Here is a 12,729-nt window from a genome sequence, read left to right on the forward strand (position 1 = left end):
ATCATTTGAAATGGCAACAGGAAACTGTTGCTATTTTTTTGAAATACAAAAAGCTATATAAAAATGACACGCAAAAGTTATACTGCTGTTATCAATTATCTGGATGATAATAAAATACATGTTGATAAGGATGAGTTTGAACTTCAACTGGAAGGGCATCCGGATTTTCCAAGTCTTTTGGCATTTTCCGATGCTTTACACTTTTTCAATATTGAAAGTTACAGTTACAGAATTGATAATGATGAAAAAGATATTTTACCTGAGGATTTTTTAGCTTTAGTAGAAGGAGAACTGGCTGTTGTAAATAAGAAAAATAATAAAATAGCAGTTAATGGTCTTCAAACAGAAGATTTTTTTTCAAAATGGGAAAATATAATACTGATTGTAGATCAATCTGAAGAGCAGCCTCATACAAAATCAAAATTTGAATATGCCTATATTAATTGGGGAATTATAGTTGTATTATTTCTGTTTCTTTTTGGATATGATTCCTCTAATCTGGTTTTAAAATCAATCTTTGCAATTACCAGTTTGGTGGGGTTTATATTTGCTTATGAAGCTTTCAAAAAAACTCATGGAAAAGGAACATTCATTCCAGTTGGAGTGTGTAAAAGTGATTATCTGAATACAGATTGCGACATGGTTTTTAATTCAAAAAAATGGAAGATTTTTAACAAAATAGATTTATCTGAGATTTCACTCCTGTTTTTTACCAGTCAGATAGTGTGTTTTATCTTGTTTAGTCTTATAAAAAACATTGAATTCCTTTTTGAAATTTATAGGTATGGGTTATTTGCATTTCTCCCAGTTGCTTTTTTATCATTATTCTATCAAATATTTGTTGTTAAAAAATACTGTCCTGTCTGCATGGTAATCATAGCATCTGTATGTATTCAGTTGCTAGTTACCAATCTTATTTTCTTTACTGGTAAAAAAATAAATATGAGTGCTGTCATTTTATTTTTAATTGGGAGTTTAGGGGCGCTCGTCGTTTTGCTTAATCTTAGAATAAAAAATAAGAATGCACAGAAAAATGAAAATACCTTTAAGAGGAATTTGAAATTCAGGAGGAACTATCAGTTTTTCAAAAATAATTTGTCTTTGCAGAAAAGGTTGACAAATAAAGATTTTTCAAGTGCTTTTGTGTTTGGAAATGAAAATGCAGATCAAAGTCTGACCTTCATTACCAATCCCTTTTGTAAGCATTGTAAAGAATTTTATCCTGTTTTTCTAAAGCTGGTTAAAAAGTATTCTGATGAACTAAGAATCAACATTTTCTTTGATGTAGACCTTAGCAGAGAGGATCTTGATAACAGAATGGTTCATATAAATCTCACCAATATTTATATCAATAGCGAAAATAAAATAGAATTTTTAGAAGCGCTGAGTGGCTGGTATGATGTTCAGGGATATAGTGAAAACAAAGATGGCTGGTATACAAAATATTCTAAATATTTTGGAAGTTCAGAGAATGCGCTGGAATTATTAAAAAGGCACGAAAAATGGGTAAGCAGCAATAGTGTGCATTTTACACCCAATATCTTTATCAATGATATGGAATATCCAATTCAGTATGAGAGAGCAGATCTGGAATTTTTCATCCCTGAATTTTTATCCGAAAATTTAAATTAATTATGAAAAATTTATTATTTATACTACTGGGAACATGCATGATGTTTTCACAAAACAACAGGTTCATCTATGAGGTGAAATACAAGGCAGATTCAACCTCAAAAGATGTCATTAAGGAAAATTACTATCTGGATATCACAAAGGAGGATGTAGCATATTATAACAGATTGAATTATATTAGAGATTCAGTGTTTACTACTACTGGACAAACTCCAATTAACAGACTGACCTCTTTTGTCATCAAAAAAAAGAATAACCCATCCTATCAAAACTATGAATACATTGGGGATGTGAACTTTTATAAAATCAATGAAAAAGCAGAACAGCATTGGAAAATTATAGACATTACCAAAACATTTGGTGGCTATAAGGTGCAAAAAGCAGTAACTGAATTTGGTGGAAGAAGCTGGATAGCCTGGTTTTCCAAAGATATCCCGATCCCTTATGGACCTTATAAATTCAATGGTTTACCCGGATTGACGATGGAACTATATGATACAAAAAAAGATTATTATTTTAAAATCATCAAAAGTGAGAAAATTCCAGAGAGGTATAAACGGGTTTCATTGGAAGGTTTTATATCCAGGGCAATTCCTGTCACGCAGAAAGAACTGAATAAATTAAAATTAGATCTCTACTCCAATCCTTTTAAATATATAATGAATGGAAATTTGACTTTACCTGAAGGAAAGAAGCTGCTTTTGGATGATGGAACCGTTCTATCTAAAGAACAGTTGAAACCCGCTGAAGCCAACGAAAGAAAAAAGATAAAGTCTTTCAATAATCCAATAGAGCTGGATAAAGCTGTAAAATATCCTTAATAAAAAACCCTTTCAAAATTTGAAAGGGTTTTTGTTATGTCAGTTATAAATTATTCAAAATGAAGTCAGTCATTTTCTGATACAGCTGAGGTCTTGTCTGTCCACCATAGATTCCATGATTTTTATCCGGGTAAGCCATGAAATCAAACTGTTTTTTGTTTTGAATCAAAGCTTCAGAGAATTCCATAGAGTTCTGGAAGTGAACATTATCATCAGCAGTTCCGTGAATCAAAAGGAATTTACCTTTCAATAGGTTTGCATACTCTGTAGGAGAATTTTTATCATATCCATCAGGGTTTTCCTGAGGTGTTCTCATAAATCTTTCCGTGTATACAGAGTCATAATATCTCCAGTTGGTTACCGGTGCTACGGCAATTCCCATTTTGAAAACATCCGCTCCTTTGGTCATTGCTAAACTGGTCATATAACCACCGAAGCTCCATCCGAACATCCCGATTCTGCTTTTGTCAACATAAGATTGGTTTCCAAACCACTTTGCTGCAGTGATCTGATCTTCAATCTCATATTTTCCTAAATTCATATACGTTACTTTCTTGTACTTTGCTCCCTTGTAACCCGTTCCACGGCCATCTACACAAGCCACAATATATCCTTTCTGTACAAGATGGTTGAACCACATTGCGTTTCCGTTATCCCATGAATTCGCAACCTGCTGAGATCCTGGTCCGGAATATTGGAACATAAATAAAGGATACTTTTTATTCGGATCAAAGTTTTTAGGCTTCATGATCCACGCATTCATCTGATCGCCTACTGCATTTGGAATCGTAATGAATTCTTTTTCAACAAAATTATCAGTTTTTAATTTCTGTAACTGATCATTGTTGTTCTGAAGTTCTTTTACCGCTTTCCCGTTCCCGTCTTTTAAAACATAAGTGTAAGGTTTTGCTGCTGTAGAAGAAGTTTCAATGAAATAGTTATAGTTCTTGCTGAAATTAGCAGAGTTGTTTCCTTCTGCATTCGAGATCAGCTGAGATTTTCCATTTTCAATATTTACCTTGGAAACAACCTTATTGATGCTTCCTTTCTCGGTAGTCTGAACGTAAATTTCTTTCGATTTTGGATTAAATCCGTAATAATCAGTTACCTCCCAGTTTCCTTTTGTGATCTGCTTTTTAAGCTTACCATCTTTGTCATACCAGTAAAGGTGGCGGTTTCCATCTCTTTCAGAAGCCCAAAGGAAAGAATCATCTTCCAGGAATTCCAGAGTAGGACTGTCTGTATCGATCCATTTATCATCAGTTTCAGTAAATAATTTCTGAACTGCCCCTGTTTTGGTATTTACTTTTAAAATATCTGAAGCATTCTGAATTCTCTCAGAAGTAATTAAAACAATTTCATCAGCTTTTGCAGTCTGGAATACATTCGGGATGTAATAGTTTTTGAAAGAACCTAAATTCAGCTGCATTGTTTTTCCGTTGTCAAGACGGTATAATTGCGCGGAAACCACAGAGTTTTTCTCACCTGCTTTTGGATATTTATAACGCATTTCAGCTGGATACAGACTTTTTCCGTAGATAGGAATATAAATTTCCGGTACCTGCCCTTCGTCAGACTTTACAAATACAATGGCATCAGAATTCTTAGTCCATTCATATTGTCTTGCATGCCCGAATTCCTCTTCATACACCCAATCTGCCAATCCATTCAGGATTGAATTCTTTTTACCATCAGTAGTGATCTGTGTGATTTTTCCTGAAGCAAGATCCTGATAGAATAAGTTGTTGTCAGAAATAAAGGCCACTTTTGTAGCGTCGGGTGAAAATGTTGGCTCCTGAACTGTTTTACCCTCATTCAGACTGATTACTTTTCCGGATTTTAAATCTTTTACATCAAACTTTCCAAGGAAAGAATGTCTGTAAATAGGCTGGCTGCCTACCTGTAAAAGAATTTTAGACTCATCGTCAGAAAAGATATAGCTTTCAAATTTTCCGTCCACAAGATTTCCTTCCTTCTGTGAAGTTTTGTAAGAATATTTTGCAATTCCTGATGGTTCAATAACAAGATAATTTTCACCATTTTTCATGGAAGTGATTCCTGCGATTCCTTTTCCTCGGTAATATCCTGAATATATTTTATCTAAAGTGATTTCCTGGGCTGATACATTTTGGAATACAGCAGCTACAGTAAGAGTTAATAAGAGTTTCTTCATTTCTAATTTTAATGATTCCAAATTTAATAATTCTTACTTATATAACCATATAAAATACAAAATCAAGATATCAAACCCTGATTTTATATTTTTTATTCGGGGTAAAAACACTTCCATGTACTTCCTTTAATTGTAGTCTTAAAATTTTTCAGGGTTAAATATTTTTAATTTTCAGCTTTAAAATAAGAATAAATATTCAGAAATGAAATTGTAAAAAAAGCCAATTTGGCAAAAAAATTGAATATATAATAACTATAAATCAAATCAAATGATAATTATGGAAACGAATGCATACAACCAGAAACTGAACCGTTATGTATTAAACGACCAGATTGTTTATACAGGTTTTTCCAGCTTTAACGATGCAGAAGAATGCGCACATAAAAAAGGAGGAACATTGGTAGAAGTAGTGTTTAGAGACGGAAATGATAATCCCGAAATTACTGATGAAGCGGGTTTGATAGAAAAAAAACTTCATTACCATGTGTATGCAGGCGATGAATATAAGTTTATCCATTCCTCAGATCCGGGATTCAGAAAATATGCGGATGAATTGCAAAAAATTAAAGCAAGACAACAGCAATCTCCACCCGATGAAAGATATTTTGCCAATTTTGAAATCGAAAATGCCGAAGACCCAATCATTGTGATCAAAAACGATCATTTTGAATCGGTAACCTCGAGAGAGCGTTCAAAGTATTTGAAACATGCCTGTGTTTATGAATTAGGGGTATCCCTGCCAAAATCTTAAAAAAAATCTGATCATGAGCAAAACTAAATATTCAGAAAAAGCTCAGGACAAAGTAGGAAAAGTGATGCACGAATTCAAGGAAGGAAAACTGAAATCTTCTTCCGGAGAGAAAGTGACAAGCAGAAAGCAAGCCGTAGCCATCGGTATTTCTGAAGCTAGAGAAAAGGGACTTAAAGTACCCACAAAGAAAAGTAAATAAACTTATAACAAAATCCCGGAAATTTTCCGGGATTTTTATGAAATGTAAATTGTGTATTTTTTCTATTTCGTTTCATTATACAGTACTCTGTAATATTCATCTGCCATTCTGTCGCTGTTAAAGTGATCTTTTACATCATTCATTGCATTGTACTGGATTTTTCTCCATTCATCAGGATGATCATAATAGGTTGGAAGAATTTCGTTTTCAAGGATTTCATATAATTTGTTTAAATCATAGTTATCCTGTTCATAAATGCTCATATTCAGATAATCTGCTTTCGGTACAACGAAAGAGTTTTCTCTATGTTTGGCAAATTCCGGGATCCAGCCGTCATCAGTTGATAAATTCACGGAACCGTTCATAGCAGCAGTCATGCCGGACGTTCCTGAAGCTTCCCTTGGAACTCTTGGGTTGTTAAGCCATAGATCCGAACCTTGTTTTAAAGATTTACTTAAAGAAAGTTCATACCCTGTAAGCACAGCCATACTTTTATGATTTTTACTTTCTTCAACCAGAGTATTGAATGTAGAAATAGCGGAATAGTCCATTGGATAAGGTTTTCCTGCCCAAATGATCTGTACCGGATATTTCGGGTTGTTCAGAAGCCTGTAGAATCTTTCTTTATCATGTAAAAGAAGTTCCGCTCTCTTGTAGCCTGCAAATCTTCTTGCCCAAACGATGGTAAAAATATTAGGATTAAATAAATTTCCCGTTTGATCTGCAACAATACTGAACAGTTTCTTCTTTAAATACTTTTTACGGTAGTCAAAAACAGTTGCATCATTTTCGTCTTTGGCATTATACAAAGGTTTATCAGACCAATATTTAAATTCCTGTGCGTTCGTGATCGACGTAATTTCACAGATGTCAGAATATTTATTCCACATGGCTCTTGAAACCACCCCATGAAGCTGAGAAACTCCGTTGGCGATTCTGGCCATCCTTAAAGCACAAAGAGAATGATTGAAACGGTCATCATCAGAGCCTTCAATGCTTTTTACCTCTTCCATGCTGTAGCCTGAGAAATAGGACATATCATAACACAATCTGAAACTATGTTTTTCATTTCCCGCCTCTTCAGGGGTATGCGTTGTGAAAACAAGCTTTTCCTTAACTTTACTGAGGTCTCCGTTGTATTTTTTCAACAGGTAAAAGGCTGCCGGAAGTCCGTGAGCTTCGTTAAGATGATAAACATCTCTTTCAATATTCAGTTCATCCAATAGTTTGGCTCCTCCTTTTCCTAATAAAATATATTGAGCAAGCTTGGTAGACTCATTGGCATCATATAATTTGTGACAGATGGTTTTGGAAACGTGATCATTTTCCGGCACATCTGTGGAGAGGAAAAACATAGGTGCCGTATTGAAAGTTTCAGGATCAAGGTACCATACTTTTACCCAAACAGGCGCGCTGTGAATCTCAATTTGAAATTTTATTCCGGTATCTTCAAGAAAGCTGTACATCTTTCTCGTCCATACAGGCTGTAAAGTCTGATCATGATTTCTCGCCTGATCATAATAGCCGAACTTCCATAGAATACCGATTCCTATAAGGTCCTGCTTAAGATTATAGGCACTTCTCATATGAGAGCCTGCCAGAAAGCCAAGACCTCCCGAATATATTTTAAGTACCTGCTCAAGAGCAAATTCCATCGAGAAATAGGCGGTTTTTTTTGAATATTGAGGATTGATATTGTAGGGTATTCTGAAATTCCTAAAATCCATAAATGTGCGTTTGTGTTAGAAAAAGACAAAGGTATTAATTATGAAAATAAACTTTACATTAATTAACAGATAAATTAATGTGAAAACGAAGTGTTGAATTGTTTTTTTACTTACCTTTAAGTGTGTAAATTTTTGATTATCAAAAACTTTTAACGATGAAAGCCCATGGCTGCATGTGTTCTTAATTAAATAAAAAAATCACACATGAAAAAGACGTTTTCTGAGGAAGATCTGATAAAGAATCTGAGTTTATATTACCTGAACAGGCATTTGAAAAAAAAGCCCATAGAGAAGTATCACCGTACCATAGACGAATCTCCGCTTCATGACCGTGAAAAATACAGAAAAAAATCCGAGATTCTGCTTCTCAACTCTTTTATGCATCACTTCCCCGAAGTGAAATTTGAAAACCTGACCTGCGAGAGTCCGGACTTTATCGCAAAATTAAACGACAAAAAAATTGGAATAGAACTGACTGAAGTAATCAATCATCTGGAAATGAAAAAAGTAGAAAGTACTTTGAATAAAATGTTCCGTCAGGCAGAAATATTATTAGAACAGGAAGACACTACGAAATATCGTGGTGTTTATTTTTTAGAATTCCACCCGGAAACGAAATTTGATCACCTTGAAGCACAGCAGGAAAATATCATTAATATCTATAAAAGTATCAAGAAAAATAAAGCAGTGGGCTGTGTAAAAAGCATAAGGAAATCTTTTCACAGGAGAAATGTCTTTATTACCCATGAATACAGCATGAACCTTTTTGATGAACTCTGCTCAGAGAAAATTCTGGAGCTCATTGAAAAGAAAAATGAAAAATTTCCTTACTACGATACCTCAGTGGATGAATGCTGGCTAGTGATTGTTTCGGATATGAATTCTATTGCTTCAAGATATACCTTTATTCAGGATAAAGAACATTTGACGGAAGTGAAAAGCCCTTTTCATAAGATATTTCATCTTGAAAATCTGTGCGGGAATATTACCAGCATAAAATAAATTTTTTTTAATTTTTGTGTATTTGGTTATTTTATGCTTTAATCTGTGATTGTGTAAATTATTTTGAATTATTTGGTGTTTTAATTTAAAATAGTTTAAAATTATATAGATTTTATTGTTTGTAATTAAAATATGGGTATATTTGGTGTACGTTGAATATCAATACGATGTATAACTAATGAACCATAAAAACATGTAATCTATGAGAAAACTTTTACTTTTCATACTTCTGTGCATCTCTCATACTTATTATTCTCAGGCAGATTGTGCTACCGCATTGTCCGTCTGCGGAAACTCAAATATCACTTACAGTCCTACAGGATATGGTAATATAAAAGAATTGGTAAACTCGGGAAGCTGTATAGACTTTACCGGAGAACACAATTCTATTTGGTATAAAATTACGATCGCTACCGGAGGTACTCTTACTTTCGATCTGGTACCGAATAATCCGGATGCCGATTATGACTGGGCTATTTTTGGTCCTAATGTAAACTGTGGAAGCTTAGGCTCACCCATACGTTGTAATGCTGCAACCGTTATCGGGCCTGGTCCTGCCACAGGATTAAATATGACAAGTACTCTTTTAAGTGCTGCCGGAGGTTCACTGACTCCTTATTGCAGATATATGGATGTTTTGCCGGGACAAACCTATTATTTGTTTATTGATAACTGGGTAAGCAGCACCAGTTCTACCACGGCACCGTTTTCTTTGACATGGGGCGGAACTGCCACGCTGGCTTCACCATTTACAGACCCTAATATTCAGACACAACCATTTACACCTCCTGGAATTCCTGCGGCTAACCCTGCCGATCCGAGAGAAGTGGTAATATGCTCAAGTACAGCTCTTTTTGACTTTTCTACTTTGTCTGCGGGAATCCTTAATGGAAACCAAAACTTTAATGTAAGTTATCATCTGAGTCAGAATGATGCTTTAACAGGAAATAATCCTATTACTGCTCCAATTACAGTAAATACAACGACTGTTTACTATTATAGTATCAATTATACCGATCCAACGAATGCTACCAATCCGCTTAATAAATGTAAACAGGTTGGAACATTTAAATTCAAAAACGGCTCCATTACAGTTAAAAATGTAACATTAACCGAATGTAACAATAATAATGCAGGTACAGCTTTATTTGACTTAACCACAGCAGATGTTATTGCAAACCCGAATGTCACTAAAAAATATTATCATACAATGTCGGACCTCAATGCCGGGATCAATGAGATCACTACTCCCATGGCATTTGTGTCTGCAGAAGGGATCGTCTATGTAAAAGTCATCTCTGAATTTGGTTGTACCGCGGTGGCACAGATCACATTGAAGTTCTATCCGGTAGTTGTTGTAAATGAAGTGACTCTAAGATCATGTTTCATTGAGGCCAATCCATCCACTGCATCTTTCAATCTTGTAAATGCTTCGGTAACGGGCCAGACGAATCCTACAAAAAAATACTATCCTTCAATGACAGATGCTGTCAATCAGACGAATGAGATTCTGAATGCCAGTAATTATATTGCTCCAAATGGATTTGTATATGTAAGGGTTTCAAATGCTCAGGGATGTTATGCAGTAGCCAGAATTACTTTAGTCGTTATTGCGCCGGTATATTCTGCAACTCTTAAAGATGTAACCATTTGTGCAGAAGATCAGACCACACTGGACGCGGGTGCAGGATTCAAAAGCTATGAATGGAGTACAGGAGCCACTACCCAAACAATCAAAGCAGGAATTGGAGTATATTGGGTAAAACTTAAAACCGGAGAATGTATTGCTACACAAACAGTAAAAGTACTTCCTTCCGAACAGCCGGTTGTTTCCGGAATTGATATTTCAAATAATACAATTACAGTATCCGTAACAGGAGGAAATCCGGCGTATAAATATTCAATAGACAATATCATTTGGCAGGACTCCAATGTTTTTAATAATCTTTCGAGAGGAGATCATAAAGTATATGTAAAAGATGCTTACGATTGCGACCCGATAGAGATAGGAGTGGTTGTACCTAATCTAGTTAATGTGATTACCCCGAATGCAGATGGAGTGAATGATGTAATTGATTATTCAGCATTAGGTAACAAACAAAACCTGATCATGAATATTTTTGACCGTTACGGAAACAAAATCTTCCAGGCTGACAGATCAAATGGCTATAAATGGGATGGTACGCAGGGCGGAAGAAGAGTGCCTACCGGAACGTACTGGTATTCTATCACATGGAATGAAAATGATAAAAACAATACAGCAATTAAATTTACAGGTTGGGTATTGGTAAAAAACAGAGAATAACAATAAATATAATACATAGATAAAACCACTTCAAACGAAGTGGTTTTTATTTTTAAAAGTTTTTAAATTAGTTATCAAAATAGAAAGTATGAAAGACCTGTTTGTAAAACGTTTTGAATATTATAAATCCCTGGGAGATAAAACATTTGGCCAGCTTACTGATGAACAGATGTTCTGGCAGTATAATGATGAGAGTAATTCTATTGCCGTCATTGTGAAACATATTGCAGGAAATATGCTTTCAAGATGGACTAATTTTCTGACTGAAGATGGAGAAAAATCATGGCGTAACCGTGATGGAGAATTTATCAACACTTTTACAACAAAAGATGAGGTGCTGGACTTTTGGGAAAAAGGCTGGGAATGTTTTTTTGATGCCCTTGAAAAGATAAATGACGATAATATGTATTCAACAACTTATATCAGAGGGGAAGCACATCCTGTCATTGATGCGGTTCTCCGCCAGCTGGCTCACTATCCTTACCACATCGGTCAGATTGTTTATATCGCGAAAATGATAAAAAATGAAGATTGGAATACGCTGTCAATCGCAAGAAACCGATCTCAGGAGTTTAATACAGAAATGAAAAATAAGTTTGTCAATAATGAATCAGATCCCAATTCATCACCCGTCTGCTTTCAAAACAGCCCGGAAGTAAGAGATGAATATAAACAATAGATTGAATCAATCTTGGATTCTTATTAAAATTACTATCTTTGCACCCATAAAATTCAGGAGTAACAAATGTCTACTTTTCATAGAACTGCCGCGTTTCATACACTTGGCTGCAAATTAAACTTTGCAGAAACATCTACTATTGCCCGTCAATTAACAGATGCAGGTTATGATAAGGTAAGTTTTGATGATAAAGCGAATGTGTATGTTATCAATACATGCTCTGTGACAGAAAATGCTGACCGTGAGTGCAAAATGCACGTGAAAAGAGCAATGAAAGCCAATCCGGAAGGACTGGTAGTTATTGTTGGATGTTATGCACAGTTGAAACCTGAAGAAATTTCACAAATTGAAGGTGTTGATCTTGTTTTAGGAGCAAAAGAAAAATTCAACATTCTGAGCTACCTTGATGATTTAGAGAAATCTGAGAGTGAAGGAGTAGTTCACTCATGTGAAATTGAAGAAACAGACTTCTTTATCGGAAGTTATTCCATTGGAGACAGAACCAGAGCTTTCCTGAAAGTACAGGATGGCTGTGATTATAAATGTACATACTGTACAATTCCGTTAGCTAGAGGAATTTCACGTTCTGATACTATTGAAAATGTTCTCAGAAATGCCACAGAAATTGCTGCAAAAGACATCAAAGAAATTGTTCTTACAGGTGTGAATATTGGTGATTATGGTAAAGGAGAATTCGGAAATAAAAGACACGAGCATACTTTCCTTGATCTTATTTCAGAACTGGATAAAGTAGAAGGGATTGAAAGAATCCGTATATCTTCTATTGAACCCAATCTTTTGAAAGATGAAAGTATTGAACTGGTTTCTAAAAGTAAAAGCTTTGTTCCCCATTTTCATATCCCGTTACAGTCCGGAAGCGATGATCTCTTGAAAAAGATGAAACGCCGTTACCTGACAAAACTGTATAATGACAGAGTCAACAAGATCCGCGAGGTAATGCCTGATGCGGCTATTGGTGTAGATGTTATTGTAGGATTTCCGGGAGAAACAGAGGAAGTATTTATGGAAACCTATAATTTCCTTAATGAACTTCCTATTACTTATCTTCACGTATTTACTTATTCTGAAAGAGAAAATACGGAAGCCGCTGCTATGGAAGGTGTTGTTCCTGTAGCAGAAAGAAAAAAACGTAATAAAATGCTTAGAATTCTATCTGAAAAGAAGAAAATGGCATTCTATCAGACACAACTTGGAAAATCGCTTCCTGTTCTTTGGGAGCATGAAAATAAAGACGGGAAAATGTTTGGCTTCACAGAAAACTATGTGAGAGTTCAGAAAGACTTTGATCCTGCATCCGTAAACAAAATCGAATTTCTAAATTTAGAAAAAATCCTGTCAGATGGCACGGTTTCTGTGCAATCTTCTTACCAAAATTTTTTAGCAAAAGCGTAGGCTCTTTGCTAAAATTCTACTAAATTT

Annotated in this window: 10 protein-coding genes; 8 read left to right on the plus strand and 2 right to left on the minus strand. The window is 35.0% G+C overall.

What is annotated here, in order from left to right; genetic code table 11:
- Positions 1–63 precede the first annotated feature (63 nt).
- The gene (locus tag FW780_RS18950) at positions 64–1,632 is read left to right on the plus strand and encodes a vitamin K epoxide reductase family protein (RefSeq protein ID WP_149835202.1); all 1,569 of its coding nucleotides are present in this window, start codon (positions 64–66) and stop codon (positions 1,630–1,632) included.
- A gap of 2 nt (positions 1,633–1,634) precedes the next feature.
- Positions 1,635–2,453: a GLPGLI family protein gene (locus FW780_RS18955; protein WP_149835203.1), complete on the plus strand. Its 819-nt coding sequence runs from the start codon at positions 1,635–1,637 to the stop codon at positions 2,451–2,453.
- Positions 2,454–2,496: 43 nt separating this feature from the next.
- Here the strand turns inward: FW780_RS18955 and FW780_RS18960 are convergent, their stop codons facing one another.
- A complete protein-coding gene (locus FW780_RS18960) occupies positions 2,497–4,626 on the minus strand; it encodes a S9 family peptidase (RefSeq protein ID WP_149835204.1) in 2,130 nt (709 codons plus the stop codon).
- 277 nt (positions 4,627–4,903) lie between these two features.
- Here FW780_RS18960 and FW780_RS18965 point away from each other — a divergent pair, with 277 nt between their 5' ends.
- Together FW780_RS18965 and FW780_RS18970 are read left to right on the plus strand one after the other, a co-directional pair.
- Positions 4,904–5,377 carry a hypothetical protein gene (locus FW780_RS18965; RefSeq protein ID WP_149835205.1) on the plus strand — a complete coding sequence of 158 codons (474 nt, stop codon included), beginning with the start codon at positions 4,904–4,906 and terminating at the stop codon, positions 5,375–5,377.
- Between the two features lie 13 nt (positions 5,378–5,390).
- Positions 5,391–5,576, plus strand: a complete 186-nt coding sequence (locus FW780_RS18970) for a DUF6496 domain-containing protein (protein ID WP_149835206.1) — start codon at positions 5,391–5,393, stop codon at positions 5,574–5,576.
- Positions 5,577–5,638: 62 nt separating this feature from the next.
- Here FW780_RS18970 and glgP read toward each other — a convergent pair whose 3' ends face one another.
- Positions 5,639–7,303, minus strand: coding sequence for an alpha-glucan family phosphorylase (gene glgP, locus FW780_RS18975; RefSeq protein WP_149835207.1), 1,665 nt, complete (start codon positions 7,301–7,303; stop codon positions 5,639–5,641).
- Between the two features lie 204 nt (positions 7,304–7,507).
- On the opposite strand from glgP, the gene FW780_RS18980 reads away from it, so the two are divergent.
- The 4 genes from FW780_RS18980 to mtaB all read left to right on the plus strand — a co-directional run bounded on the left by FW780_RS18980 (position 7,508) and on the right by mtaB (position 12,702).
- Entirely contained in the window at positions 7,508–8,305 is a 798-nt protein-coding gene (locus FW780_RS18980; RefSeq protein ID WP_149835208.1) for a hypothetical protein, read from the plus strand.
- Between the two features lie 202 nt (positions 8,306–8,507).
- Entirely contained in the window at positions 8,508–10,610 is a 2,103-nt protein-coding gene (locus tag FW780_RS18985) for a T9SS type B sorting domain-containing protein (RefSeq protein ID WP_149835209.1), read from the plus strand.
- 88 nt (positions 10,611–10,698) lie between these two features.
- The gene (locus tag FW780_RS18990; protein WP_149835210.1) at positions 10,699–11,289 is read left to right on the plus strand and encodes a DUF1572 family protein; all 591 of its coding nucleotides are present in this window, start codon (positions 10,699–10,701) and stop codon (positions 11,287–11,289) included.
- 66 nt (positions 11,290–11,355) lie between these two features.
- Positions 11,356–12,702: a tRNA (N(6)-L-threonylcarbamoyladenosine(37)-C(2))-methylthiotransferase MtaB gene (gene mtaB / locus FW780_RS18995; protein ID WP_149835211.1), complete on the plus strand. Its 1,347-nt coding sequence runs from the start codon at positions 11,356–11,358 to the stop codon at positions 12,700–12,702.
- Positions 12,703–12,729 lie beyond the last annotated feature (27 nt).

Origin of the sequence: Chryseobacterium sediminis (assembly GCF_008386505.1) — a bacterium.
In the GTDB taxonomy this organism is placed as follows: Bacteria; Bacteroidota; Bacteroidia; order Flavobacteriales; family Weeksellaceae; genus Chryseobacterium; species Chryseobacterium sediminis.